Source organism: Lysobacter sp. Soil_N_51, assembly GCF_057655755.1.
Genome location: NZ_JBDGLR010000012.1, coordinates 47,653 through 74,319 on the forward strand (window position 1 = coordinate 47,653; position 26,667 = coordinate 74,319).

Here is a 26,667-nt window from a genome sequence, read left to right on the forward strand (position 1 = left end):
TCGCGCGCGCCGCGATCACGCCGCGCGCGGGTAGTCGGTATAGCCCTGCGCGCCGCCGCCGAAATAGCGGGTGCGATCGCCTTCGTTCAACGGAAGATCGTGCTCGAGCCGGTACGGCAGATCCGGATTGGCGATGAACGGCCGACCGAAACCGATCAGGTCGGCCCAGCCCTTGCTCAATGCTTCTTCGGCGCGTTGCCGGGTGTAGCGGCCGGAATAGATCAGGCTGCCGCCGAACACGATGCGCAGCGCTTCGCGAAACGCGTCGGGCATGCCGGGCGCGTCGTCCCAGTCGGCTTCGGCGATGTGGATATAGGCCGCGCCGATATCGTCGAGTATCTTCGCCGCGGCCAGGTATGTCGCTTGCGGGGTGTCGTCGACCGCGCCTTGCAAGGTGGTCAACGGCGCCAGGCGCACGCCGAGGCGGCCGGGGCCGACCACGTCGAACACCGCTTGCGCGACTTCGCGCAGGAAGCGCAGGCGATTGGGCAGCGAGCCGCCGTATTCGTCGCTGCGCGCGTTGGCCTGCGAGTCGATGAACTGATTGATCAGATAGCCGTTGGCGCCGTGCAGTTCGACGCCGTCGAAACCGGCGTCGAGCGCGTTGCGCGCGGCCTGGGCGAAGTCGGCGACGATGCCGGCGATTTCCTCGACGTTAAGCGCGCGCGGCGCGGAGTGCTGGAGCATTTCGCCGACACCGGCTTCCGGTCCGCGGCCTTCGACATCGACGAACACTTTCACGCCGATCGCGGTCAACGGCGACGACGACACCGGCGCGGCGCCGCCGTCCTGCAGGGCGACGTGCGAGACGCGGCCGACATGCCACAACTGGGCGAACATGCGGCCGCCCTGCGCATGCACCGCGTCGGTGACTTTGCGCCAGCCGGCGATCTGCTCGGCGCTGTAGATGCCGGGCGTCCACGCATAACCTTGGCCCTGGCGGCTGATCTGGGTGCCTTCGCTGACGATCAGGCCAGCGCCGGCGCGCTGCGCGTAGTACTGCGCCATCAGCTGGGTGGCGACATCGCCGCGGCCGGCGCGCGAGCGGGTCATCGGCGGCATGACGATGCGGTTGCGGGTGTCGAAGTCGCCCAGGCGGTGGGAGGTGAACAGCATGGCGGGTCTCGGGGATTCGGGGTGGGATAAGTGTGGGGATGCGGGTGCGGATGAAAAACGGGGTGTGGAGCAAACGATCTTTTCCGTGGGGGCAAGAATCGTTAGGTGAGGTGTCGTTTGCGGTAGGTCGATGACGATGCCGGTGAGGGTTCGCGGTCGCGGCTCACGCCGCTCCTACAGGTAGCCCATGTAGGAGCGGCGTGAGCCGCGACCGCGGGGTTTCAGATCGCCGCGCCTGTAATCGAAGGCATTACGCCGCGATCAATCCCATGCGGGCGCAAGGCTGTCGGGATCGGTCAGGCGCTCGCCGCGGTCGAGCGTGGCGATGCGCGCCATGTCGTCGTCGCTCAGGCGCAGCGAGGTGGCCAGCAAGTTGCTCGCCAGGTTCTCGCGCTTGGTCGAGGACGGGATCACCGAGTAACCCAGCTGCATCGCCCAGGCCAAGGCGACCTGCGCCGGCGTCGCGTCGTGCTTGCGCGCGATCTCGACGATGACCGGATCGCCGAGCACCTTGCCGTAGGCCAGGGTCATGTACGAAGTCAGCGCGATGCCCTGGCTGTTCGCGAATTCGGCCAGCGTGCGGTTTTGCAGGTACGGATGCAGTTCGACTTGATTGGTGGCGATCGCATCAGCGCCGACGACATCGATCGCGCGTTGCATCAGGTCGATATTGAAGTTCGACACGCCGATCGCGCGGGTCAGTCCCTGGGTTCTGGCATCGGCCAGCGCGGTCATGAACTCGGGCACTGACACCGCGTCGCCCGGCGACGGCCAGTGGATCAAGGTCAGGTCGACCCGGTCGGTGCGCAGCTTGCCAAGGCTCTCGCGCAGGCTGGGAATCAATTTGTCCCTGGACAGATTGTCGACCCAGATCTTGGTGGTGATGAACAGTTCGTCGCGGGCCACGCCGCTGTCGGCGATGGCCTGGCCAACCTGCGCTTCGTTGCCGTAGATCTGCGCGGTGTCGATCACGCGATAGCCCAGTTCCAGGCCGGTGCGCACCGAGTCGATGACGACCTGGTCCTTGAGACGAAACGTGCCGAGGCCGAAGGCGGGAAGGTTCATGGGGAAATCCTCAAGTGATGAAGAAAGAATCAGTGCGCGACGACGACGGCGCCGCTGGCGCGATCGGGCAGGCCGTCGCGACGATCGAGCCAGCCGCTCAACGCGGTCAGGCCGAACGCGCCGAGCACCACCAGCGCGCCGACCCACGGCGTGTGGCCCAGACCGAGGTGGGCGACGACGAGGCCACCGGCCCAGGAGCCGCCGGCGACACCGAGATTGAACGCGGCGATGTTGAAACCGGCGGCGACATCGACCGCCTGCGGCGAGTAATGCTCGGCCTGTTTGACCACGTACACCTGCAGGCCCGGCACGTTGCCGAACGCGACCGCGCCCCAGGCCAGTGCAGTCAGTACCACCAACCATTGGTTGTGCGCGGTGAAGCTCAGCACGAACAACACCGCGGCGAGTAGCAGGAAGATCGTCTTCAGCGCTTTGATCGGGCCGTGACGATCGGCGAGCTTGCCGCCCCACACATTGCCGAACGCGACCGACACGCCGTAGGCGAGCAGCACCAGACTGACCATGTTCGGGCTGAAACCGGCGATGTCCTGCAGGATCGGTGCGAGGTAGGTGAAGGCGATCAGTGAACCGCCGTAACCGACCGCGGTCATCGCATAGACCAGCAGCAAGCGCGGCTGCAACAACACCGAGGCTTGCTTGAGCAAGGGCGCCGGCGCGGCGTGGGCGATCTTCTTGGGCACGAACAAGGCGCTGCCGAGCATCGCGATCAGGCCGAACGCGGCGACCACCAGGAACGTGGTGCGCCAGCCGAAGTGCTGACCGATGAAGGTGCCCATCGGGATGCCGGTGACGAACGCCACGGTCATGCCGCTGAACATGGTCGCGATGGCGCTGGCGGCCTTGTCCTTCGGCACCAGGCTGGTGGCGATGATCGAGCCGACCGAGAAGAACACGCCGTGGGCGAGGCCGGTGAGGATGCGCGCGACGATCAGGGTGGCGTACCCCGGCGCGAGCCAGGCGACCAGGTTGCCGACGGTGAACAGCGCCATCAGCCCGACCAGCAGGGTCTTGCGCGGCACCCGCCCGGTCAGCGCGGTCAGCAGCGGCGCGCCGATGGCGACGCCGAGCGCATACAGGCTGACCAGCAGGCCGGCCGAGGGCAGGTCGACGCCGAGGTCGGCGGCGATGGTGGGGATCAGGCCGACGATGACGAACTCGGTGGTGCCGATGGCGAAGGCGCCGAGGGTCAGGGCGAGGAGGGCGAGGGGCATGGGGGCATCCGGTGGATGGGATGCGCAGTGTCGGTGGATAGTTCTTGCTGAAAAATGGGATTTTGGGTGAATTACTTTTGATCTGAAATCAATAGTTGTCGGGATTGGTCAGGCTTTTCCTGGCTAACGGGCATCGCTGGCTTGTAGGCGTGGCGAGCGGCTTGGGGATAACTTCGGCTTCGTCGTCGACCAGCCGGAAATCCATATTTGGATTGCTGTTCAATCTGAAATTGTCGCTGTCGCTTGCTTTTGCCTCGCCCTGGCTTGCGCCCGATGTCGAGTTCCACCACCCGCGCTGCTTCAGGCTCAAGCAAAAACTGCATGGCCTGCCTGTAGGAGCGGCGCCAGCCGCGACCGCGAAAACTCAGTCGCTGTGTAAGTTGCGAAGTTGACGCTATGGCGCGGTCGCGGCTCACGCCGCTCCTACAGGGAGCAACCGATGCAATGGAAGTTGTTGGTCGCCCAAGGGCAGGAGCGAGGCAAGCCGCAGCCGTCAATCGACAAAGGCTGGGTGATGATTCGGGTTGCGTCAGATTCGAGCGCATGCGTTCGGCAAATCGAACCGGTTGGCCGCATCGAGCGCCACCGATATCCCGGATATCCACAGCCGGCAGATCGCCACCACCGAGCGAATCGTCATGACCGCGCCTTATCCACAGCGCGGCTCATGATCCACGCACAGATCATCGCCGCAGCACTCCAACGGTCACCGCTTACGCGATCAGCACCGCGGCACCGCGAAAATCATCACTTGCGCGATCTAGGCCGCAACACTGCGACGATCACCGCCGCCACGATCAGCGGCGCGGCGCTGCGAAGCTCGCCGCCCCAACGATTACCGCCCCAACACCCCGAAAATCACCACCGCCGCGATCAACGCCGCCATCACCGCGAAGAAAATCTTGACCCAGCTGTACGGCCGCTCGCCCGCGATCTGCCCGGTGTAGCCGTTGGCCAACACCTGGAAACTGCGCGAGCCGTAGGTGTAGCTGACCAGCCACACCGGGACCAGGATGTGCTTGAAGGTGCGCCCGCGGAAGGTCGCGTCGACTTGCAGGTTGCGCTGGGTGTCGCCGGGCACCTGCGCCGAACACAAGGCGCGGGTCTGTTCCTGCATCAGGGTTTCGTTCGATTGCGCGGCGCGGCGCAGGTCGACCTGGTAACGCTCGACCAGCCAGCCGCGCACGAACTCGGGCGAGTAGGGCTTGAGGTCGGTGGTGGTCGGAAACGAGCCGATCTGCTGCAGCAGGTCCTGATGCACGCCGACCGTGCCCGGCACCAGTTCGTCGTCGAAGAAATGCCGCAGCGAGCCCGAGGCGTCTTCCCAGCGCGTGCGCTGCACTTGGCGGGTCTTGCGCTGGCCGTTCTCGGTGTAGCTCTGAGTCTCGTAGTAGTGATAACCCGCTTCGGCCGTCCAGTTCGCCGAGACGTGCGCGTCGAAGGTCCAGTACGGCAGGTAGATGCCCTTGAGCGTGTCGGTCAGCGCCGCGGTCTTGAGCCGGTTCGGCGCGAACCAGCGGGTGCCGTACCAGGCGCGGATCGATTCGCGCACCTGGCCGTCGCTGATCTTGAACGGCAGCACGCTCTGCGGGGTGATCGCGTCGCCGAGCGATTCGTGTTCGATGATCGACGGCGAGCCGCAGAATTCGCAGCGGTCGGCGACCTTGCCGTCGACGAACACCGAGATCGCGTGGCAACTCTGGCACTGCACTTCGCGCCGCTGCGCGCCGTAGCCGCGTTGATCCTGCGGGGTGTCGGCCATGCTGCGCAGCAGGTCGAGCACGCCGCCGTTTTGCGAGCCTTGCAGGCGGGTGTCGCCGGCCTGCACGCTCCAGCTGCTCGCGGTGCGCGGCCCGTTACCCGGTGTTTTCGCTAGTTGCTCGACCGCCGCGTGGATCGCGGCGAGGTCGGGGTCCTGCGACCCCGAAGCGCCGCCGGCCGTCGCCGACCCGGGCAGCGGCGGCGGACCGCCGGCCGGTTCTTGCATGCGCTTGAGCGCTTCGAGCAGGTCGTGCTCGACCATCGCCGGGCTGCCGTCGCCGGGCGCGGACGCGGCTTGTTCCAGCGGCACCACGGTGCCGCAGTAGGGGCAGGCGAGCGACTGTTTCGCCGCATTCCATTGCAGATCCCCGCCGCATTCCGGGCAGGGATGTTTTCCGACGGTCGCGTTGTTCATCAGCCGCGCAGGAATTCTTCGAGCGCGGCCTTGGCGATGCGGGTGGCGTTGCCGATCTTGCGCGCCTTGAGGTCGCCCGAGGCGATCGCGGCCTCGACGTCCTCGACCGACACGCCCAGGGTGGCGGCGGCCTGTTCGGGCGTGAGCACCTCCAGCGCGCCGGCGGCGCCCGGCAACGGCGGCGGCGTGGCGCCGGTCGCGGCCTGCGGGGCCTGGTTCTGCATGCTGCGCATCATTTCCTGGGCCATGCCGAAGCCGATCGCCATCTGCGCCGCGCCGCCGGCCGCGCCGCCGTCGCTGCCGTTGGCCATCGAGGTGCCCATCTGGAACTTGACGTAGTCGTTGAGGTTGCCGACCGCGCCCATGCTCGAGCGCGCGTCGATCGCCTTCTCGACTTCCGGCGGCACCGATACGTTTTCCAGCACGAAGCCGGTGATCTCGATGCCGTACTTGCCGGTCATCGCCGGGTTGATGATCGGCAGCAACGCGTCACCGAGTTCGCCGTAGCGCGAGGCCACATCCAGCGCCGGCACCTTGGCGGTGGCGAGCGCATCGGTGAACACGCTGACGATGCGCGAACGCATGGTGTCGGCGAATTCGTCGAGGCGGAAATTCTGGTCGGTGCCGGCCACTTCCTTGAGGAACCTGGCCGCGTCGACGATGCGGAAATCGTAGGTGCCGAACGCGCGCAGGCGGACGATGCCGAAGTCGGCGTCGCGCATCATCACCGGGTTGGAGGTGCCCCACTTGTTGCCGGTGAACAGGCGCGTGTTGAGGAAATAAACGTCGCACTTGAACGGCGAATTGAAGCCGTACTTCCAGCCGAGAATCGTCGACAGGATCGGGATGTTCTCGGTCTTGAGGGTGTGCTTGCCGGGGTTGAACAGGTCGGCGTACTGGCCGGCGGCGACGAACTGGACCTGCTGCGACTCGCGCACGATCAGCTGGGCGCCGTTCTTGATTTCCTTGTCGTCGTCCGGGTAGCGGAACGAGAGGGTGTCGCGCGAGTCATCGGTCCACTCGATGATTTCCAGCAACTCGCCCTTGATGAAACCCAGAATGCTCATGTCCCGCTCCCTGCCTGTGGTGCGGGGATTCTAGAACACGACGGGTGGCGGCAAGCACGCGGGTATCGCCGCCGGCGCGGGTCGGGGCTGGTAGGCGGCGCGAAGGTGAGTGGACGCACGCCTTTGGCGCGCGCCGCGACCCCGGCCGACCCCCGCCCGACCCCCGCCCGACCGCGGCTGGCGCAGACCGGCCCGCAGCCATGTTTCACCGCTGCGACATCGCCCGCGCCGCCTGTCGCCGACCCGGCGAAAACTGTGGACGCGATCGCGACTGCCCGCGCAAACCGACACACCCGGTATCGGTAGCGGCCGCGATGGGTGGCACACTCGGTGTCTGACGCCTATCCCGCAGCCCATCACTACCTGAACGCTTGACAAACGCGGCCCGCTAGCGCGTCCTATCGGACGTGCGCCCGGCCCCGTATCGGACGGGTCTCGCGTATTTCAGGGGAGTTTTAAACCAATGATCGTCGCTATTCATAATCGGCGTAGCAGCCGGCTGTCCGTTGTAAAGCAGGTGTCCGCGGTGCTCGCGCTCGGATTCGTGCTCGCCGCCTGCGGCAAGAAAGAACAGGCCGCCGCGCCCACGGATGCGGCGCCCGCACCGGCCACCGGCGCCCCGGCACCGACCGCGCAAACCGCGGTTTCGGCCAAGGTCTCGTCGCTGACGGTCGATCAGCTGCGCGAAGCGGCGCGCAAGGCGTATGTGGAAAACCGTCTGTACGCGCCGGCCGAGGACAACGCCGTCGAGTACTACCTGGCCCTGCGCGAAAAAGCCCCGGCCGACGCCGTGGCCTCCAGCGCGCTGACCGACCTGTTGCCGATGACGGTCATCGCGACCGAGCAGAGCGTGGGCCGCGAGGACTTCGTCGAAGCCCAGCGCCTGGCCGCGCTGATCGAACGCGCCGACGCCCAGCACCCGGCGCTGGCGCGGTTGAAGGCCTCGATCGGCGCCCAGCAGGATGCGGTGGCCAAGCGCGCCGAGCAGGAGAAGCTCACCGCCGAGGAACAGGCCAAGAAGCAGGTCGAGCTGGAGAAGCAGCGTCTGGCCCAGCAGCAGGCGCAGCAGCAACAGGCCGCGCAGCAGTTGGCGACCCAGCAGGCGGCCGAGCGTCAGGCCGCGACCCAGCGCGCAGCCGAACAGCGCGCGGCCGAGCAACGCGCCGCCGAACAGCGGGCCAGCGAGCAGCGCGCACCGGAACGGCCCGCCCCGGCGCCCGCGCCGGCCGCCGCCGCGACCGCGCCGAGCGATCTGCGCGCAGTGTCGACGCCGGCGCCGCGCTATCCGCCGGAAGCCCTGCGCGCCGGCACCTCGGGCGAGGTCCAGGTGGAGTTCACCGTCGGCACCGACGGTTCGGTCACCGCGGCCCGCGTGGTGCGTTCGAATCCGGCCCGCGTGTTCGATCGCGAAGCGGTCAACGCGGTGCGCAAGTGGCGCTTCCAGCCGGTCCCGGCGCCGGTCACCACGCGTCGCACGATCGGGTTCAATCCGGGCGGTTGATCGACTGGGTTGGTGATCGACGGAAACGAAGAAGCCCGGCGCGAGCCGGGCTTTTTCGTGCGCGCCTGGACTGCCTGGCGCGCGGGGCGGCGACCTCGCTGAAGCGGTCGCGCGAGTGGGACGAGAGCGACTGGCGCGAGAGCGACTGGCGCGAGGAAACCGGCAGGCCGATGCCGGCGGAAGCGAAGTATCAGAACGTGTACTTCATCGCCGAATCGTTTTCGCGATTGCTGCAGCGGGCGTTTGTGTTCGTCGACGAATGAGCGAGGCGTGGTCGCATTGGGAGGCCGGCACCGAACGGCTCCAGGCCGATGCGTGCGCCGTAGTGGTATTCGTGCGCTGGGGTCGAGCGGCGACTCGATCGCCGAGTCGCCGGGACTTGTCGAGATCAGTCTGCAATCGCCGGCACTGCCATGGATACCGACGTAACGGCGTGAATGACGGCGGCGCCGTTAAAGCGAATCCCCCGCGCAGCGAATGATGCTTCGGCCTCCAAGGTTCGCAAGCGCGTGCCCCCTTTTCTAAAGTGGGCACCGGTTTACGCGCACCGATGAAAGCATCGGTGCCGTGCCGCGCCGTACTTTCCCCCTTTGCAAAAGGGGGCAGGGGGGGATTCGCTTTTGCTTCTGCCTTCGCCTTTCCAGCACCAGCTCCAACCAAATCCCCCCAAACCCATCACCCCGCAATCGCCAGCTTCTCGTTGTGATAGCGCCGCACCGCCGCGAACCACAGCAACCCCGCCAGCGCGAACGCGGTCGCCAGATACACCGCCCAGATCTGCCCCGAGATCGCTTCGCCGCGAATCACCTTCAGCAGCAACTGGTTCTGCGACAGGAACGGCACGGTGAACTGCCACAGCTGAGTCTTGAGCGGGTTGACCATCAGCACGAAAGTCGGGATCAGCGGCATCAGCATCAGCCAGGTGATGTGGCTCTGCGCTTCCTTCAGGCTCTTGGCCGCGGCCGACAGATAGGTCAGCAGCGCGGTGCCGATGAACGACATCGGCATCAGGATCAGCAGCATCTTGCCGATCGCCGCGAAGCTGACGTTGAGCATCTGGCCGATGCCGCTGCTCATCTGCGCGCTGAGCTTGAACGCGAACAAGGTCAGCAGCAGCGAGATCAGGCCGAGGATGCAGGCCGCGGCGATCTTGCCGCTGACGATCGCGCCGCGCGGCGCCGGCGTGGCCAGCAACGGTTCGAGCGACTGGCGTTCGCGCTCGCCGGCGGTGGCGTCGATGATCAGGTACGCGCCGCCGATGAACGAGGTCATGATCAGCAGGTACGGCAGCAACGCCGACAGCACCAGGCCGCGCTTGGCTTCGGGCGTGGCCACGTCGCGGTCGCCGACGTTGACCGGCTGGGCGACGTTGGCGGCGATGCCGCGCGCGTACAGGCGCAATACGCCGACCTGGCGGCTGTAGCCCTCCAGCGCCGCGCGCACGCGCCGGCTGGGGATCTCGGCATCGCGGCGGGTGCTGTCCTGGACGATTTCGACCAAGGCCGGCTGCCCTTCCTTCCAGTGCTTGCCGTAGTCGGCGGCGATGATCAGGCCGACGTCGAAGTCCTGCTGCTGGATCGCCGCGTCCAGATCGGCCGGCGCGGGGATCGCGACGATGTTCTGGGTGGCGAGGAACTTGATCAGGTTCGGCGCGTGTTCGGCGCCGCGCACCGGCACCCGCAGTTCGGTGTCGAGCTGGGTGCGCGCGCGGTTCTCGGCCAGCGCGCCCATGCCGAGCATCAGTAACGGGTACAACAGCGGACCGAGCAGCAGGGCGATGGCCAAGGTGCGGCGGTCGCGCGAGATGTCGCGCAGTTCCTTGCGGATCACCGCCCACATGGCGGAAAACGAACCGGTCTTCATGCGTGCAGGCCCTCGTCGCTGCCGATCGCCTTGACGAAGGCGTCTTCCAGGTTGTCTTCGCCGGTCTGCGCGCGCAGTTCGTCGGCGGTGCCGGCGGCCACGACCTGGCCCTTGGCGATGATCACGATGCGGTCGCACAGCGCGGCGACCTCTTGCATGATGTGGCTGGAAAAGATCACGCAGCGTCCTTCTTCGCGCAGCCCGCGCAGGAACCCGCGCATCGCGCGCGTGGTCATCACGTCCAGGCCGTTGGTGGGTTCGTCGAGGATCACGTTGCGCGGGTCGTGGACCAGCGCGCGCGCGATCGCGGTCTTGGTGCGCTGGCCTTGCGAGAAGCCTTCGGTCTGGCGGTCGAGGATGTCGCCCATGTCCAGCGCCTGCGCCAGGGTGCGGGTGCGTTGCTCGATCTGGGCGCGGCTCATGCCGTGCAGTTCGCCGAAGTAGGCGATGTTCTCGCGCGCGGTCAGACGCTTGTACACGCCGCGCGCGTCGGGCAGCACACCGAGCGCGCGTCGCACCGCGGCCGGGTCCTTGCGCGCGTCGACGCCGTCCACGCGCACTTCGCCGCGGTCGGGCTGCATCAGCGTGTAGAGCATGCGCAAGGTGGTGGTCTTGCCGGCGCCGTTAGGCCCGAGCAGGCCGGTGATCTGGCCGTCGTGCGCTTCGAAATCGACGCCTTGCACGGCATTGACGGTGCCGGTCTTGGTCTTGAAGGCTTTGTGCAGGTCGTGGGCGGTGATCATGGTTTTTCCACGTGATTCGGGATTGGGGATTCGGGATTGGCAACAGCACGGCGGGATCGCGACGTCCGGGCGTTCGAATCCCGAATCACCAATCCCCAATCCCGGCTGTCAGGGCTCCCACCCATTGAACGAAACGAACGGCGGCACGTAGCCCAGCGAATCCAGGCAGCGCGCTTCGAGTTTCTTGGCGTCGGCGGTTTCGATGAACTGGCCCAGCAGCTTGGGCGTGCAGCCGATCCGCAGCGCGCCGTGGCCCTGGCCGCGCAGCACCAGGTGGCGGCCGTTGGGCAGGTGCTTGAGCACTTGCTCGCCGTAGCGCGGCGGGGTGACCGGATCGAGTTCGCCCGACAGCAGCAGCACCGGGAGGTCGGACTTGAACGGCGCGTGGAACTGCTTGGGCCGCTGGCCGGTCGGCCAGACCTTGCACTGCGCCGCCAGCACGGTCTGCATGGCGTCGCCGATCACGGTGCCGGCGTCGGCGGGGTTGGGCTTGAACAGGTCGGCGTCCTCGGCGCAGATCACCGACAGCTGCATGCCGTAGTTGAGGTCTTCGTCGAGCTGGCTGCCGATCATGGTCGACAGCGACATCAGCGGGCCATAGCGGCCCTGGTCGGCTTCGTTGAGCATCAGCGGCAACAGCGAGGCCGCTTGCGGCGCGTACGAGAACATCCGGGTCAGCGTCGCCACGTGGCCGGCGGTGACCCGCTCGTGCTTCTGCTCGCCGGTGTTCGGATCGCGGTAATCGACTTCGACCGGTTCGGCCTGCAGCCGCGCCATTAGCTTGCGCAACTGCTCGCGCGGCTCGCTGCCGAAGCGCGTGCGGCAGGCCGGGGTCTGCTGGCACAGCTTGAATTGCTGGGCCAGGGCGCTGTCGAGGTTTTGCGCATGCTCGCTGCCGAGCACCAGTTCGTTGGGCACCACGCCGTCCAGCACGACCGCGCGGGTGTGCTGCGGGTAGCGGCCGGCGTACTGCTGGGCCACGCGGGTGCCGTAGGACACGCCGACCAGATCGATCTTGTCGGCGCCGATCGCGGCGCGTACCGCGTCGAGGTCGGCGATCGCGTCGGTGGTGGTGAAGTGGCGCGCGTCGACGGTGAGTTCCTTCGCGCAGCGCTCGACCGCGCGCAGCATCGCGTCGTTCGCGGCCTGCGGATCGGACGACGCGGACTGGGCCGCGCCCGATGCGTCATCGGACACCCCGGCCGCGCCGCGGCACAGCAGCGGCGCCGAGCGGCCGGTGCCGCGCTGGTCGATCAGCACGATATGCCGGTGCTTGCGCACTTCGCGGAACGCGCCGTCGACCAGCGGCCACGACGAGGTCGCGGCCTGGCCGGGACCGCCGGCGAGGAAGAACACCGGATCGGGCGCGACCCCGGCTTCGTCGGTGGCCGGCAGCCAGGCCAGGTTGAGCTTGATTTTTTTGCCGTTGGGTTCGGCCGCGTTTTGCGGCACTTCGAACTGCGCGCACTGCGCGGCGATGGTGCCGGCCGCCTGCGGCGACGACAACGTGCACGGGTCGAACACGATCCGGCCGTAACGGCGCTTGATCGCGGCGGTGCTTTCGCCCTTGTTCGCCGCACCCGCGGCGGTGGGCGGGGTGTCGCGGCCGCAGCCGCCGAGAATCAGCGCCGCGAGCGTCGCGGCCAATCCCACGGCCGCGCAGCGCGGCCGGTGTCCAGTTCCGAATCGATGCATGGTCGGTGTCTCATCGCCAAGGCGGGTGCGCCTTCAAGAATGACAGACGGGGGCTGCGCGGAGGATGTGACCACTCGAAGGGGAAGAAGTTAAAGCCCGACGTCGCCAGCCGAAGCCCGGCCAACCGTGGCCGCTTCCGCGAGCCGCTGTCCGCGGTAGTCGTCCACGAGCGAAAGCGCGGCGCAGCATATGCGGCGTTCGCGACCACGACGGCGTTGCGCCGCCGCGGGATACGGCGCGGTCGCGGCTTGCGCCGCTCCTACAGGGGGATACGGGCCCGCGGGCCGCGGGCTATTTCGACGAAACGTACTTCTCGCGCCGGATCTGCGGCACCGGCAGCCCGTATTCCTTGAGCGCCTCGAAGCACGAGTCGACCATGTTCGGGTTGCCGCACAGGTAGGCGATGTCGCCGTCCGGGTTCGGGCTGAATTCGGCCAGGAACTGCTGCACATAGCCCTGGCGCACGTCCGGGTGCGGATCGGCCGGCAGCTCGCGCGAGAAGCACGGGACGAAACGGAAGTTGGGTTCGCGCTCGGCGAAGGCGCGGAACTCGTCGCCGTACAGCAGCTCGTCCGGGGTGCGCGCGCCGAACAGCAGCACCACCTCGATGCCGCGTTCGCGGATCAGGGTTTCCAGCTGCGGCAGCATCGCCCGGTACGGGGTCACGCCGGTGCCGGTGCCGATCAGCAGATAGCGGCGATTGGCGTCGGCCGGCATCAGGCAGAAGCGCCCGAACGGGCCGCTGGCCAGGATCGGGTCGCCTTCGTTCAAGCCTTCGAACAACGCGGTCGCCGCGCCGCCGGGCACGTAGCTGACTGCGATCTCGACCGTCTCGCCGGCGCCGAGCGCGTGGTCGTGGATGGTCGCCAGCGAGTAGCTGCGCTTGGTCGCGGTGCCGTCGGCGTACTGGAAATGGACCTGGATGAACTGGCCGGGGATGTAGTCCAGCGGCTCGCCGTCGTCGCGCAGGAACACGTAGTGGCCGACCGTGGGGGCCAGCATCCGGCGCGAAACGAGCTTGAGCGGGAATTGCTTCATGTGCGGGGCGGCTTCATGTGGAGTGCGTTTTCGTAGGCGGTCGGGCCGAAGGAGCGATCGGGCCGGCGGCTGTGCGACCGGCTGGGCTGTCGCGGTCGAACCGCCCGATCTCAACCAAATGGGTCTAAACCAAGCGGACTACAACCAGGCCGATCCCGACCCAACAGGTTGCGCAAGACCCGACGGTGCAAAGCCCGGGGCGTATGCGTCGACCGCGTCGGCCGGGCGCGACCCGTGCCGGGCATCGCAACGCGGGATTTCGCAACAGTCTGTGGCCGGAGTGCCGCCACGGGGCCGCCTATACTAAGCCATTCGCCGCGAGGCCCGCGGCCAGCGATCGAGACCACCCCGCAATGACCCAGCCAACGGCCCTCGCCACGGGCCCCAGTTCGGCCACGGCCGGCTTGCCCGCCGCCCCCTCCGCCAACGTGCCCGCCAGCGTGCCCGCCCTGCGCGTACGCGACCTGCGCAAGACCTACGACAACAAGGTGCAGGCGCTCAAGGGCGTCTCGCTGGACGTGGCCGAAGGCGATTTCTTCGCCTTGCTCGGCCCCAACGGCGCCGGCAAGTCGACCATGATCGGCATCGTCAGCTCGCTGGTGAACTTGAGCGAAGGCGCGGTGGAGATCTTCGGCACCGACCTGATCCGTCATCGCGACCAGGCCATGCGCCTGATCGGGCTGGTGCCGCAGGAACTCAACTTCAACATGTTCGAGAAGCCGCTCGACATCCTGGTCAACTACGCCGGCTTCTACGGCGTGCCGCGCGCGGTCGCGCTGGTCCGCGCCGAGGAAGAACTCAAGCGCGCGCAGCTGTGGGAAAAGGCCCAGATGATGAGCCGCACCCTGTCGGGCGGCATGAAGCGGCGCTTGATGATCGCGCGCGCGATGATGACGCGGCCGCGGCTGCTGATCCTCGACGAACCCACCGCCGGCGTCGACATCGAAATCCGCCGCGGCATGTGGAAGACCCTGCGCGAGATCAACGCCGCCGGCACCACCATCATCCTGACCACGCACTACCTGGAAGAAGCCGAGCACCTGTGCCGCAACCTGGCGATCATCGACCAGGGCCGGATCGTGCAGCAGGGGCCGATGAAGACCTTGCTGGCGATGCTCGACGTGGAAGGCTTTTTGTTCGACATCGACGGCACTTTGCCGGCCGTGTTGCCGAGCATCGAAGGCGTGACCATGCTCGCCAGCGACGATCACACGCTGGATGTGGACATGCCGCGCGCGATGGACCTCAACCGCATTTTCGCCGCGCTCGGCCAGGCCGGCATCCGCGTGCGTTCGATGCGGACCAAGTCGAACAGGCTGGAGGAACTGTTCGTGCGCATGATCAACCAACCCATCGATTCCAGCGCCGCATCGACGGAGACCGCCGCATGAGCCAGACCCTTCCGGTGCAACCGGCCAACACCGTCGAGCCCACCGCCGCGCGCCGCAACCTGGTCGCGCTGGGCACGATCGTGCGCCGCGAAGTCGCGCGCATCCTGCGCATCTGGGGCCAGACCCTGGTACCGCCGGCGATCACCATGACCCTGTACTTCCTGATCTTCGGCGGCCTGATCGGCTCGCGCATCGGCGACATGGGCGGCTACACCTACATGGAGTTCATCGTCCCCGGGCTGGTGATGATGAGCGTGATCCAGAACAGCTACGGCAATATTTCCTCGAGCTTCTTCGGCGCCAAGTTCGGCCGCCACGTCGAGGAACTGCTGGTCAGCCCGATGCCGAACTGGGTGATCCTGTGGGGCTATGTCGCGGGCGCCGTGCTGCGCGGGCTGATGGTCGGCGCGATCGTGCTGATGATCGCGATGTGCTTCACCGCCGTGCGCATCCCGCACCCGCTGGTGACCCTGACCACCGTGCTGCTCGGCGCGACGATCTTCTCGCTGGCCGGTTTCATCAACGCGGTGTATGCGAAGAAATTCGACGACGTGGCCATCGTGCCGACCTTCATCCTGACCCCGCTGACCTACCTGGGCGGCGTGTTCTATTCGGTCAAACTGCTGCCCGCGTGGGCCGAAGCGGCGACCCACGCCAACCCGATCTTCTACATGGTCAACGCCTTCCGCTACGGCTTGCTTGGCAGCAGCGACGTGCCGTTGCCGATGGCCTACGGGTTGATGATCGCGTTCGTGGTCGCGTTGTCGTCGCTGGCGCTGTGGTTGCTCAAGCGCGGTGTGGGCCTTAGAAGCTGAGGAACGAGTTTGGAGGAGTGAGGAGTGAGTAAGAGCGTTACTCGTCTCTCATGCCTTCGCGCTTGCTTCACGTTTTGTCTTACTCGTTACTCACTCCTATGAACTCGTTTCTGCTTTGGTAGCCTGAGGAGTGAGTTCGGAGGAGTGAGGAGTGAGTAAAAGCGCCACTCGTCTCCCGCGCCTTCGCGCTCGCTTCACGCCCGCTCTTACTCACTCCTCACTCCTGTGAACTCATTTCTGCTCTAAAGGACGCCCATGCGCCTGATCCCCCTAGCCGCGATCCTCACCGTGGCCGTTCTCGCCGCGTGTTCCAAGCCGCCGGTCGCCGATCCACCCGCGGTGGATGCGAACAAGGGCGCCACGCCCGATACGGCCGTGTCGGGCGCCACCGCGCCGACGGCCGCCGATCCCAATCCGGCCGCGCCGGCCGATCAGCCGATGGGCAAGATCGGCGCCGATCAGGTCGGCAAGGTCAGTCCGGTGCCCGCGTTCAAGGGCTTCGGCGAGCATTGGAACATCGACATCCACGCCACCGGCGAGATGAACCACCAGGTCGAGCTGACCTGGGGCAGCGGCGGCGAGAAGGCCAGCGGCAGCGCGCGCTACAACGGCCAGCCGGCCGACGCGCCGAGCAGCCTGATCGTGCTCAGCGGCGAGCTGGACACCAAGCAGGGCGCCAAGCCGATGACGATCGAGATCAAGGCCGGCGAGTGCGTCGACGACGGCGACAACAAGCACATGCACAGCGTGCAGGTGCATGTCGACGGCATGGATGCGCTGAGCGGCGGTTGCGGCGATCTGGCGGTGTACTGATCCGAGGTATCAAGCCGCGTGTCGCCACGCGGCGTTACCGAACGACAGCGAATACGAAAACGGCCCGCAGCGCGGGCCGTTTTCGTTGCGGGTGCGAGGCGATCGATCGCCCTCGATCACTGCGCGCGGTATTGGCGAGCGTGCAGCCAGCGCAGCAGCAGCCACGACATGATCGGCGCCAGCAACAGGATCAGCAGCACCACCGCGATCAGGCTGGTCATCGCCCAGCTGGTGGAATTCACCGCCAGCAGCGCCAGCGAGGCCGCCACGATCAGCAGCGGCGTCAGCAACGCCGAGAGCAGCGCCGGCAACGCGCCGGAACCACGCCGCACCGGCAGCGCCAGGATCGTCAGTGCGTGGATCAGCCCGACCGCCAGCGCGACCACGCTCATGCCGACGCGTTGTTCGCCGTGGCCGAGCGAGGTGTAGGCCGCGGCCAGGTTCTGCAGCAGCAGCGTCACGCCCGCGCACAGGAAGCCGCCGACCAGCGCGCCGATCACCCGGCGATGCCAGCCGCGCCACAGCACCGGCGTGGTGCCGCGGCCGCCCAGGCGCCAGGCGATCGGCACGGCGACCAGATTGATCGCCACGACCTTGAGCGCGGCGATCGCGGCAGTCCAGGCCAGCAGTTGCTGCACGCTGTAGCTGGAACGCAAGCTGTTCAGCACCTGGCCTTGCAGCATCGCCCAGCCCACGCCCAGGCCGAAGATCAGCACCAGCGCGGCAAGCACCGTCGCCCACGGCCGCAACGGGGCGCCGTGGCGATCGCTCAGCGCGCAGCTCACGACCAGCACGAAACCGATCAGCAAGCCGATCGAACACAGCCATTCGACCGCCTGCGCCAGGCCGGAAAATTCGGTCTGGGCGCTGGCCGCGGTCATCAGCCCGATCAGGACGAAGGCGGCGGAAAACACCAGCAGGTTCGCGGCGAGCGCGAGCGGAACCAGGGCGGGCGAACGAACGGGAGAGGCGAGGTCGGACATCCGGTCATCCAGGTGGCGATGGGGCGTTGCGCCGCGACGGCACGGCGCGGGCGATCAGGTCCGCGAGGATAGAGCGGCCTCGGTTCGCGGGCGAGTCGCGAGTTGTTTCGCGTGGCGCAATCGCGACGGTGTGCCGCAATGCTGGAGCCGGCATGGCGCTGTCCGACAGCGCCGTGACGGTTGTGCGCGCATGAAGACGACGACGTGCATGACGCGGGTCGAGGCCACTTAAAATGCATATTTAGTACATCATGTCTTTATGCAAATTCAGCCAACGGCTTTGCTGACTTTGGCGCAAATACTTGCCCGTACTGAGAGGAAAGCAAGAAATTCAAGTTATACGATGTCTTTAAAATCATATAGTTATAAGTTGATTTCACCGAATTTTAATCTCTGGTTGCGCAATCCCCACCCGAGCTTCTATTAATGATGTTCCCGGTCGATCGGCCGGGCTTTCTCGGGGGAGAATTCGAATGAACCACACACGCTGCGGCAAGACCTCCTTGCACCGTTGTCCGCTGATGCTCGGCATCCTCGTCGCGCTCGCCACGCCCGCGTTCGCGCAACAGGCGCCCGCGGCCGCGGATTCCGAAAGCGCGCCCGAAAGCGCGGTCGCCGGCAAGGGCCCGACCGACCTGGACCGCATGGTCGTGACCGGCTCGCGCATCCGCCGCGCCGGCTTCGACACGCTCGAACCGGCCACCGTCGTCACCAAGGACTACATCGCCAACCGCGGCCTGACCAACGTCGCCGACGCGCTCAACGAGATTCCCGGCTTCGGTACCGGCGTCACCCCCGAGGGCGGGCAATCCTCGTTCGGCGTCGGCGTGAACTTCGTCAATCGCTTCGGCCTGGGCAGCAATCGCACCCTGACCCTGGTCAACGGCCGTCGCTTCGTGTCGAGCTCGCCGACCACCTTGTTCGGACCCGCGGCGCCGGGCGTGCAGGTCGATCTCAACGCGATCCCGACCTCGCTGGTCGAGCGGATCGAGAACCTCGCGATCGGCGGCGCGCCGACCTACGGCTCGGACGCGATCGCCGGCGTGGTCAACGTGATCCTGCGCAAGGACTACGAAGGCGTGGAGTTCGGCAGCAGCTACGGCATGACCGAACGCGGCGACGGCGAGCACTACAACATCTGGGCCCTGGTCGGCGCCAATTTCGACGAAGGCCGCGGCAACCTGACCTTCTCGCTGACCTTCGACGACCAGAAAGGCGTGCTGCAAGGCGAGCGCGATTTCTTCAGCGAAGGCTATTTCAACGCCACCAACCCGCTCGCGAGCACGCTGGCCACGGTCTATCCCGGCCGCACGCCGGCCAACGACGGTCGCGTCAATCCCAACATCCCGTTCAACACCGGTCCGGCCGACGGCATTCCCAACGCGGTGCTCGCGCGCAACCGCCGCATCTGGACCATGACCTACGGCGGCCTGCTCACGCCGGGCCTGGGCGCCAACGGCGCGCCGATCAATGCGTTCCGGCCGGGCAGTTCGAACCTGCGCCCGGGCGGTTTCGGTCCGGGCGGCAACACCGTGCTCCAGTTCGGGCCCAACGGCGACCTGATTCCCTATGACGCGGGCATGCCGTTCAACGGCACCGACGGCAGCGGCGGCCAGGGCATCAATCTGGTCGACGCCGGCCAGATCACCTCCGATCTCAAGCGGATGTCGTTCGCCACCAACGGACGCTGGGCCTTGACCGACAACGTCGACGTGTTCTTCGAAGGCCAGTTCTACTCGGCCGAAAGCACCGAGCTGACCGACCAGTGGGCCTTCAACGGCACCGCGTTCCCCAACGGGATCAGCGACCGGATCTTCTTCCCGGGCACGTATGCGCTGCTCAACGACCAGGCCCGCGCCACCTTGCAAGGCCTGGGCGTGAACAGCTTCGGCATCTCCCGCGCCTCGCGCGACCTGGTGGTCAACAACGGCAGCGCGACCACCGAACTGGGCCGCTTCGTGGTCGGGCTGGAAGGCAACTTCGAACTCGGCCAGCGCGTGTTCTATTGGGAAGCGTCGGGCAATTACGGCCGCAGCGACGCCCGCTCCTACGGCACCTCGATCATCCAGCAGAACTTCGTCAACGCGCTGCACGTGGTGCGCAACGCCCAGGGCCAGATCGTCTGCTCGCCGACCCCGGTGGCCGGCGTGCGCGTGCCCGGCCCCGGCGGCGTCGCGGTCAATCCGGTGGCCGACCCCAACTGCGTGCCGCTGAACCTGTTCGGCGACGGCGCGCCGAGCCAGGCGGCGCGCAATTACGTGACCGCGCAGACCGCCTCGCAGGCGTTGCAAGAGCAGAAGGTCTTCAACGTCAACCTGTCGAGCACGCTGTTCGACCTGTGGAGCGGCCCGCTGCAGTACAACGTCGGTTACGAATACCGCAAGGAAAGCGGCCTGTTCGATCCCGATCCGTTGCTGATCGCCGGCCGCGGCCGCTCGGTGGCGATTCCGCAATTGCAGGGCGAATACTCCACCAACGAATGGTTCGGCGAATTCGTGCTGCCGCTGGTCAATCCCGACGCCGACATCCCGATGCTGGAAAAGCTCGATGTGATCGGCAAGTACCGGCAGGTCGACAACAGCATCAACGGCAAGTTCGACACCTACACCTACGGTCTGCAGTGGAAGCCGTACGCGGACCTGGAAATCCGCGGCAACTTCACCCGCTCGCTGCGCGCGCCGGCGATCGCCGAGGCGTTCCTGCCGCGCGGCAGTTCGTTCCAGTTCGTCACCGGCGACCCCTGCGATTCGCGCTTCATCAACAGCGGCGGCAGCCGCCAGGCGCAGCGCACCGCCAACTGTCAGGCGTTCTTGAGCCACTACGGCTACGGCCCGGGTTCGACCTTCACCTCCAACGCCTCCAACGCCTCGATCCAGGGCATCTCCGGCGGCAATCCGGACCTGCGCAACGAATCGGCCGACTCGTACACCTACGGCTTCACCTGGGCGCCGTCGTTCCTCGAAGGCCTGACCTTCACCGCCGACTACTACAACATCAAGATCATCGACGTCATCAGCAACCTGACCTCGGCGGAAATCGCCCGCGCGTGCTTCGACTCCGACGACTTCGATACCTCGAACATTCCCAACGCCAACGACTTCTGCGGCCGGATCACCCGCACCGCGCCGGGTCCGGCGGGCAGCGGCGGCCAGGCCACGACCTTCGTCAGCGGCTTCGTCAACGGCAAGTACCTCAACATGGAAGCGTATTCGGGCGAGCTGTCGTATCGCTTCGATACCGAAAATCTGGGCCGCTTCGCCTTCGGCGTCACCGGCTATTTCCCCAAGGACCTGACCGTCGACAACACCGGCATCAGCCCCGACCAATCGGTCGGCGAGATCGGTACGTCCAAGCGCCAGTACCAGTTCAGCGGCGCCTGGGAAAAAGGCAAGCTGGCCGCCAACCTGAGCGCGAACTACCTCAGCCGCGCCCAGTTCGACGTGCTCAACACCGCCGAAACGCGCGACATCCTCAGCATCGACAGTTACTGGCTGGTCAACGCGGGCCTGGCCTATCGCTTCAGTGACAGGACCAAGGTGCGCCTGGCGGTCAGCAACCTGTTCGACAAGGAACCGCCGTTCCCGTCCACCGGCATCGGCGTGTACGACATTCTCGGCCGTCGTTACAACCTGTCGTTCGAATGGAAGTACTGATCGGCCGCGACTTGGTGGTTTGAGCGTAATCCATCGCTGGAAAAGCGGGCCCGATCGCCTGATCGGGTCCGCTGCGTCGCCCCGGGATACGCACGAGCGATGTACGCCGCTGGCAGTGGTGCTTCGCTCCGCGCCATGTCTCGCAATGCGTTTGACCCGGTGAAGCAACTCTTAACGTGGCGCGGATTCGCCGCGCTCCGCTAGCCATCTCGGCATAGCGCTTCAAGGAGGAAAATGATGAACCCGCAACGCGTTCGCAAACACCATCGTATCGTTCGCTGGATGCAGGCCTTGCTGTTCACTGCGTCGGCCGTGTTGTCAGGTGGCGCCTTCGCCGGCGTGTGTTACCCCGGCGACCCGGGATGTCTGCCGCCCGACCCGCCGCCGCCGTACGAATGCAATCACGGCTGCGCCACTCACTGTTACAACGAGATCATCGCCAGATGCGAAGAACTGGGTCGCCAGCAGGAGGATTGCGTGCTGGTCTACAACGACTGCATTGCGTCGTGCGGCTGCCTGAATCCGGAGATTCCCATGACGCAAGCTGCGCCCACTGCCGAGCAGGGCGCGGCACGCACGCTGATGGCGGCGGCCAACCCGCAGCCAGTCATGCAATCACCGGTGTGCGCTAAGCGGATCGTGTCTCTGATCCGGCGTTGAGTGGTTCGTCGTGCCGGGTATCCACTCGGCGCGGCGGCGGTCAAATACGGACCTGCAGGCGCGGAGCCCGTATCACAAGCCATCCTGTCGTCCGTCGTGGTGGTCGGAGCCGAAGCGGCGATCAAGCTGACAAGCGGAAGAACGCGTTTGCCGTCGCGTTGGTGCTGGCCGCGATCGCGCGCGCGAGGGGCCAAGGCTTTCACGTCGTTGCGGGACTGGATTCGCGCCGGCCCGGCATTCACGAACACCGCGACCGCGCGTTGATAGCGATACCGGCGGCCATGCCGCCCTTATCAGGACTCATCCATGCGCATCCTCTTCGCCGCCGCCGCCCTGGCCCTGGCCGCCGCGTTCGCGGCGCCCTGCGTGTCCGCGCAGGCCGTCACCTTTCCCTCGCCGACGTTCCGCGGCGGCAATACCGATTGGAAGATCAAGCTCAGCACGCAGAGCGAGACCGTGACCTACGAGCTGAAGGTTCCCGAGTCCGCCGCGCGGCTCGGCGGTCCGCTGAAACACGTCAAGGCCGCGCCGGGCCAGTACCAGCTGCTCGGTGTGATCGGCGAGGAAAAAACCGCGCTGACGGTGAAAATCGCGCCGGTCAAGCTCGGCGAAACCTGCAAGGACAACAAGGGCGATATCGGCGGCGTCTACGGCCCGTACACCTACGCCGTTCTGGTCGTGCCGACGGCGGCCAAGCCCGCGACCGGCAGCAAGCACAAGCCCTGGCCGAAGCTGTGGTACGGCTGCGGCAACTTCACCCTGGATTGATCGTCCAGCACCGATCTGGCGCGTGGCCGGCGCGGGCTCGGGCCGGTGGCAAGCTGAAAAAGGCGTTGGCGGTCGCGGTGGTGTTCGCCGCGGTGACCGCCGCGTCCTCGCCGCGATCGCGCGCGAGTTCCTCGACGATATGCGCCAGATACTTCGGCTCGTTGCGCCGGTGCGACGGTGCCGGCTTGACCGTGCGCGGCAACAGGTAGGGCGCATCGGTCTCGATCATCAACCGCGCGGCCGGGATGTGCTTGACCAGTTCGCGCAGGTGCAGGCCGCGGCGTTCGTCGCACAGCCAGCCGGTGATGCCGACGTGCCAGTCCTGGTCGAGGTAGTCGAACAATTCCTCGCGGGTGCCGGTGAAGCAATGCACCACCGCCGCGCCGAGCTTGCCGTCGAAGTTCTTCATCATCGCCATGAAGTCGTCGTGGGCGTCGCGCTGATGCAGGAACAGCGGCTTGCCGGTGTCGACCGCGTTCTGCAACTGCATCTCGAACGCGCGCCGCTGCGCCGGACGCGGCGAGAAATCGCGGAAGTAGTCCAGCCCGCATTCGCCGACCGCGACCACCTGCTCATGCGCCAGCAGCTCGCGCATTTCCGCGTCGCATTCGGCGGTGTACTCGGTCGCGTGGTGCGGATGGACGCCGGCGGTGGCGAACAGCTCGCCCGGGTATTGCCGCGCCAGTTCCAATGCCTTGGGCGAATGCTCGCGGCTGGCGCCGGTGATCACCATGCGCGCCACCCCGGCGTCGCGGGCGCGTTGCAGCACCGCGTCGCGGTCGGGATCGAAGCTGTCGTGGGTGAGGTTGGCGCCGATGTCGATCAGTTGCATGCGGGTGGGCGAGGCGGAGAACAGCGCGCAGTCTAGTGGCTGCGGCGCGGGCGCCCAAGCGCGCGCCGGCGCGTCGCGACCGCGAGAGTCTGCGTAGTGGCCTTCACGGCGCGCAGCCCGCAGCGTTTGCAGCCATGAAGACGGCGCGCTCGCCGTCATGGAGCTTCTCATGCGCAGCGCTTCGCCGTGGTTGACCGCCGGATTAGTCTTGATGCTGGGCGGTGGCCTCACCGCGACGACCATGCCCGCGGTCGCCGCCGATTTCCCCAAGCACACCTTCCGCGGCGGCAACGCCGGCTGGGGCGTGGTGATCGGCGCGAACAAGGCCGGCGGCCTGCACTACAACCTGGTCGCGCCGGCGCGGGTCGGGGTCTCGTTCGGCGCGCTCAGCGTGGTCGCCAAGCCCAGGATCGGCCAGTACGCCTTGCAGGGCCCGCTGAAATCCGGCGAGCGCAGCGACGAGTTGATCGTGATGATCGCGCCCGCCGCGGCCGGTTCGCCGTGCAGGGACAGCGCCGGGCGGACCCATCCCTACGCGGTGATCGCCAACGGCGGCCGCGCTGGCGCGTGGTACGGCTGCGGCGATTTCGGCCCCGATTGAGTTATCGGCGCTGTCGCGCGAACCGCTCCGAATCGAACATCGCAACCGACCCGCGTACGCCGCCGCGCGGCTATCCTTGCGCGCGTGATCAACGCCCAATTCCCCATCGACGCCCTGCTGCCGCAAATCCGCGACAGCCTCGCCGTGCATCCGCGCCTGGTGCTGGAAGCGCCGCCCGGCGCCGGCAAGACCACCCAGGTGCCGCCCGCGCTGCTCGATGCGCCGTGGCTGCAGGGCCGCAAGATCATCGTGCTGGAACCGCGCCGCGTCGCCGCGCGCGCGGCGGCCCACTTCATGGCCCGGCAGCGCGGCGAAACCGCGGGCGAGACCATCGGTTATCGGATCCGCTTCGAGAACAAGGTCTCGGCCGCGACCCGGATCGAAGTGGTCACCGAGGGCATCCTGACCCGGATGATCCAGGACGATCCCACGCTCGAAGGCGTGGGCGCGTTGCTGTTCGACGAATTCCACGAACGCCATCTGGCCGCCGACCTCGGCCTGGCATTGGCGCTGGACGTGCAGGCTTCGTTGCGCGACGACCTGCGCATCGTGGTGATGTCGGCGACGCTCGACGGCGAACGCCTCGCCCAGTTTCTCGATGCGCCGCGGCTGAGCAGCGCCGGCCGCAGTTATCCGGTCAACGTCAGCCACTTTCCGGCGCGGCGCGAGGAGAAGCTCGAGCATCAACTCAAGCGCGCGGTCGAACACGCGCTGACGCAGCATCCCGGCGATCTGCTGGCGTTCCTGCCCGGCCAGCGCGAGATCGCGCGCGCCGACGCCGCCTTGGCCGGCAGCGAGGCCTTGCGGGGCATCGATGTGCTGAGCCTGCACGGCGAACTGCCGGTCGAACAACAAAGCCGGGTGCTGCAACCCGATCCCGACGGCCGCCGCCGGGTGGTGTTGGCGACCAACGTCGCCGAGTCCAGCGTGACCTTGCCCGGCGTGCGCGTGGTGATCGATTCCGGCCTCGCCCGCGAGCCCCGCTACGACCCTAACAGCGGCTTCGCCCGCCTCGACGTGGTGGCGATCGCGCAGGCCTCGGCCGACCAGCGCGCCGGCCGCGCCGGCCGCGTCGCCGAGGGTTGGGCGTACCGGCTGTGGCCCGAATCGCAGCGGCTGGAACCGCAGCGCCGGCCCGAGATCGCTCAGGTCGAACTGGCCGGCCTGATGCTGGAACTGGCCGCCTGGGGCGATGCCGGCCTGCGCTTCGTCGACGCGCCGCCGAGCGGCGCGCTGGGCGCGGCGCGCGAACTGCTGCTGCGGCTGGGCGCGTTGGAGGGCAGCGAACGCACCGCGCCGACCATCACCGCGTTCGGCAAACGCATGCTCGCGCTCGGCACCCATCCGCGGCTCGCGGCGATGCTGCTGGCGCCGAGCGATGCGCGCGAAAAAGCCCTGGCCTGCGACCTGGCCGCGCTGATCGAAGCGCGCGACCCGCTGCGCAGCGGCGGCGATGCGCTGGCCGCGCGCTGGCAGGCGCTGGCCGCGTTTCGCAGTGGCCGCGCGCCGGCCGATGCCTCGCGTTCGGCGCTGGCGACGCTCGATCAGGCCGCCAAGCAATGGCGCCGCCGCTTGCGTGTCGATGTCACGCCGCCGGCCAGCGTGCCCGCGCATGCGCTCGGCGATCTGATGCTGCATGCGTTTCCCGATCGCATCGCCCATCAACATCCCAGCGATCCGTACCGCTACCAACTCGCCAACGGCCGCAGCGCCAAGCTGTTCGACGACAGCGCGGTGTATGGCGAGCCGTGGCTGGTGATCAGCGAACTGCGCGACGACCCGCGCGATGCGCGCATCCTGCGCGCCGCGCCGCTCGACGAAACCCGATTGCAGCGCGAATTCCCGCAGCGCTTCGTCAGCGAAGACCGGGTGATCTGGGACGCGGCCGCGCGCGGCATCGCGGCGGTGCGCGAACGCCGCTACGACCGCATCGTGCTCGACAGCCGGCCGCTGGCGAAGCCCGATCCGGCGCGCTACGCCGATGCGCTGGTCGACGCGGTCCGCCAACTCGGCCTGGACGCGCTGCCGTGGACCGAAGGCCTGCGCCAGTGGCGCGCGCGCGTGCGTTGCCTGCGCGAGTGGATGCCGGAGTTGGCGAAGGGCGAACACGCGTTGCCCGACCTGAGCGACGAAGGCTTGTTGGCCAACCTCGACGTGTGGCTCAAGCCCGCGCTGCGCGGCAAGACCCGGCTCGATGCGCTCGACGAAGCCGCGTTCGGCGACGCGTTGCGTTCGCTCGCGGACTGGAGTTGGCGGCAGAAGCTCGAAACCCTGGTGCCCACGCGCATCGCGGTGCCGTCGGGCCAGGAGCGCGCGATCCACTACCGCTTCGAAGCCGAATACCACGACCCGCACATCGGCGCGGACCCGCCGGTGCTGGCGGTCAAATTGCAGGAATTGTTCGGCCTGGCCGAGACCCCGCGCATCGCCGACGGCCGCATGCCGTTGACCCTGCACCTGCTGTCGCCGGCCGGCCGCCCGCTGCAGGTCACCCAGGACCTGCGTGGCTTCTGGGAGCGTGGCTATCCGGAAGTCAGGAAAGAGATGAAAGGCCGTTACCCGCGTCACCCCTGGCCCGACGACCCGTGGACGGCGACGGCGACGCATCGGGCCAAGCCGCGTGGGACTTGATGGGGCCGGGAATCGGGAATGGGG

The 26,667-nt window shown here is 67.3% G+C and carries 22 protein-coding genes; 10 read left to right on the top strand and 12 right to left on the bottom strand.

The window, feature by feature from the left end:
* Positions 1–15 precede the first annotated feature (15 nt).
* The 6 genes from AC3A4T_RS21700 to AC3A4T_RS21725 all read right to left on the bottom strand — a co-directional run bounded on the left by AC3A4T_RS21700 (position 16) and on the right by AC3A4T_RS21725 (position 6,656).
* Positions 16–1,116, bottom strand: a complete 1,101-nt coding sequence (locus tag AC3A4T_RS21700; protein ID WP_487677300.1) for an alkene reductase — start codon at positions 1,114–1,116, stop codon at positions 16–18.
* Between the two features lie 261 nt (positions 1,117–1,377).
* The gene (gene dkgB / locus AC3A4T_RS21705) at positions 1,378–2,181 is read right to left on the bottom strand and encodes a 2,5-didehydrogluconate reductase DkgB (RefSeq protein WP_487677301.1); all 804 of its coding nucleotides are present in this window, start codon (positions 2,179–2,181) and stop codon (positions 1,378–1,380) included.
* Between the two features lie 29 nt (positions 2,182–2,210).
* Entirely contained in the window at positions 2,211–3,413 is a 1,203-nt protein-coding gene (locus AC3A4T_RS21710; protein ID WP_487677302.1) for an MFS transporter, read from the bottom strand.
* A gap of 88 nt (positions 3,414–3,501) precedes the next feature.
* The gene (locus tag AC3A4T_RS21715) at positions 3,502–3,723 is read right to left on the bottom strand and encodes a hypothetical protein (protein ID WP_487677303.1); all 222 of its coding nucleotides are present in this window, start codon (positions 3,721–3,723) and stop codon (positions 3,502–3,504) included.
* 525 nt (positions 3,724–4,248) lie between these two features.
* Positions 4,249–5,589 carry a TFIIB-type zinc ribbon-containing protein gene (locus AC3A4T_RS21720; RefSeq protein ID WP_487677304.1) on the bottom strand — a complete coding sequence of 447 codons (1,341 nt, stop codon included), beginning with the start codon at positions 5,587–5,589 and terminating at the stop codon, positions 4,249–4,251.
* Positions 5,589–6,656 carry an SPFH domain-containing protein gene (locus AC3A4T_RS21725; protein WP_487677305.1) on the bottom strand — a complete coding sequence of 356 codons (1,068 nt, stop codon included), beginning with the start codon at positions 6,654–6,656 and terminating at the stop codon, positions 5,589–5,591. The genes AC3A4T_RS21720 and AC3A4T_RS21725 overlap by 1 nt, the downstream gene beginning before the upstream one ends.
* Positions 6,657–7,119: 463 nt before the next feature.
* Between AC3A4T_RS21725 and AC3A4T_RS21730 the strand changes: the two genes are divergently transcribed.
* Positions 7,120–8,157, top strand: a complete 1,038-nt coding sequence (locus AC3A4T_RS21730) for an energy transducer TonB (RefSeq protein ID WP_487677306.1) — start codon at positions 7,120–7,122, stop codon at positions 8,155–8,157.
* Positions 8,154–8,420, top strand: coding sequence for a hypothetical protein (locus tag AC3A4T_RS21735; RefSeq protein ID WP_487677307.1), 267 nt, complete (start codon positions 8,154–8,156; stop codon positions 8,418–8,420). The genes AC3A4T_RS21730 and AC3A4T_RS21735 overlap by 4 nt, the downstream gene beginning before the upstream one ends.
* A 412-nt stretch (positions 8,421–8,832) precedes the next feature.
* Here the strand turns inward: AC3A4T_RS21735 and AC3A4T_RS21740 are convergent, their stop codons facing one another.
* From AC3A4T_RS21740 to AC3A4T_RS21755, 4 genes are all read right to left on the bottom strand, one after another.
* Positions 8,833–10,020, bottom strand: a complete 1,188-nt coding sequence (locus tag AC3A4T_RS21740) for an ABC transporter permease (protein ID WP_487677308.1) — start codon at positions 10,018–10,020, stop codon at positions 8,833–8,835.
* Entirely contained in the window at positions 10,017–10,763 is a 747-nt protein-coding gene (locus tag AC3A4T_RS21745; protein WP_056109606.1) for an ABC transporter ATP-binding protein, read from the bottom strand. The genes AC3A4T_RS21740 and AC3A4T_RS21745 overlap by 4 nt, the downstream gene beginning before the upstream one ends.
* A gap of 108 nt (positions 10,764–10,871) precedes the next feature.
* On the bottom strand, positions 10,872–12,458 hold the full coding sequence (locus tag AC3A4T_RS21750; RefSeq protein WP_487677309.1) for an alpha/beta hydrolase: 1,587 nt from the start codon (positions 12,456–12,458) through the stop codon (positions 10,872–10,874).
* A 291-nt stretch (positions 12,459–12,749) separates the two neighbouring features.
* Positions 12,750–13,496: a ferredoxin--NADP reductase gene (locus AC3A4T_RS21755; RefSeq protein ID WP_487677310.1), complete on the bottom strand. Its 747-nt coding sequence runs from the start codon at positions 13,494–13,496 to the stop codon at positions 12,750–12,752.
* 404 nt (positions 13,497–13,900) lie between these two features.
* On the opposite strand from AC3A4T_RS21755, the gene AC3A4T_RS21760 reads away from it, so the two are divergent.
* The 3 genes from AC3A4T_RS21760 (at position 13,901) to AC3A4T_RS21770 (ending at position 16,515) form a co-directional block, all read left to right on the top strand.
* Positions 13,901–14,887 carry an ABC transporter ATP-binding protein gene (locus AC3A4T_RS21760; RefSeq protein WP_487677311.1) on the top strand — a complete coding sequence of 329 codons (987 nt, stop codon included), beginning with the start codon at positions 13,901–13,903 and terminating at the stop codon, positions 14,885–14,887.
* A complete protein-coding gene (locus AC3A4T_RS21765) occupies positions 14,884–15,702 on the top strand; it encodes an ABC transporter permease (RefSeq protein ID WP_487677312.1) in 819 nt (272 codons plus the stop codon). The genes AC3A4T_RS21760 and AC3A4T_RS21765 overlap by 4 nt, the downstream gene beginning before the upstream one ends.
* Before the next feature lie 255 nt (positions 15,703–15,957).
* Positions 15,958–16,515, top strand: coding sequence for a hypothetical protein (locus AC3A4T_RS21770; RefSeq protein WP_487677313.1), 558 nt, complete (start codon positions 15,958–15,960; stop codon positions 16,513–16,515).
* 116 nt (positions 16,516–16,631) lie between these two features.
* On the opposite strand, the gene AC3A4T_RS21775 is transcribed toward AC3A4T_RS21770, so the two are convergent.
* Positions 16,632–17,498, bottom strand: coding sequence for a hypothetical protein (locus AC3A4T_RS21775; RefSeq protein WP_487677314.1), 867 nt, complete (start codon positions 17,496–17,498; stop codon positions 16,632–16,634).
* 473 nt (positions 17,499–17,971) lie between these two features.
* Here AC3A4T_RS21775 and AC3A4T_RS21780 point away from each other — a divergent pair, with 473 nt between their 5' ends.
* The 3 genes from AC3A4T_RS21780 to AC3A4T_RS21790 all read left to right on the top strand — a co-directional run bounded on the left by AC3A4T_RS21780 (position 17,972) and on the right by AC3A4T_RS21790 (position 22,579).
* Positions 17,972–21,151 carry a TonB-dependent receptor domain-containing protein gene (locus AC3A4T_RS21780; protein ID WP_487677315.1) on the top strand — a complete coding sequence of 1,060 codons (3,180 nt, stop codon included), beginning with the start codon at positions 17,972–17,974 and terminating at the stop codon, positions 21,149–21,151.
* A gap of 237 nt (positions 21,152–21,388) precedes the next feature.
* The gene (locus AC3A4T_RS21785; protein WP_487677316.1) at positions 21,389–21,811 is read left to right on the top strand and encodes a hypothetical protein; all 423 of its coding nucleotides are present in this window, start codon (positions 21,389–21,391) and stop codon (positions 21,809–21,811) included.
* 306 nt (positions 21,812–22,117) lie between these two features.
* Entirely contained in the window at positions 22,118–22,579 is a 462-nt protein-coding gene (locus tag AC3A4T_RS21790) for a hypothetical protein (protein WP_487677317.1), read from the top strand.
* Here the strand turns inward: AC3A4T_RS21790 and AC3A4T_RS21795 are convergent.
* The gene (locus tag AC3A4T_RS21795; RefSeq protein WP_487677318.1) at positions 22,566–23,411 is read right to left on the bottom strand and encodes a TatD family hydrolase; all 846 of its coding nucleotides are present in this window, start codon (positions 23,409–23,411) and stop codon (positions 22,566–22,568) included. The genes AC3A4T_RS21790 and AC3A4T_RS21795 overlap by 14 nt on opposite strands.
* Before the next feature lie 169 nt (positions 23,412–23,580).
* Here AC3A4T_RS21795 and AC3A4T_RS21800 point away from each other — a divergent pair, with 169 nt between their 5' ends.
* Together AC3A4T_RS21800 and hrpB are read left to right on the top strand one after the other, a co-directional pair.
* On the top strand, positions 23,581–24,012 hold the full coding sequence (locus tag AC3A4T_RS21800; RefSeq protein ID WP_487677319.1) for a hypothetical protein: 432 nt from the start codon (positions 23,581–23,583) through the stop codon (positions 24,010–24,012).
* A gap of 84 nt (positions 24,013–24,096) precedes the next feature.
* Positions 24,097–26,643 (top strand): ATP-dependent helicase HrpB, encoded by a 2,547-nt coding sequence (gene hrpB, locus AC3A4T_RS21805; protein WP_487677320.1) that lies wholly within the window; start codon positions 24,097–24,099, stop codon positions 26,641–26,643.
* Positions 26,644–26,667: the final 24 nt, after the last annotated feature.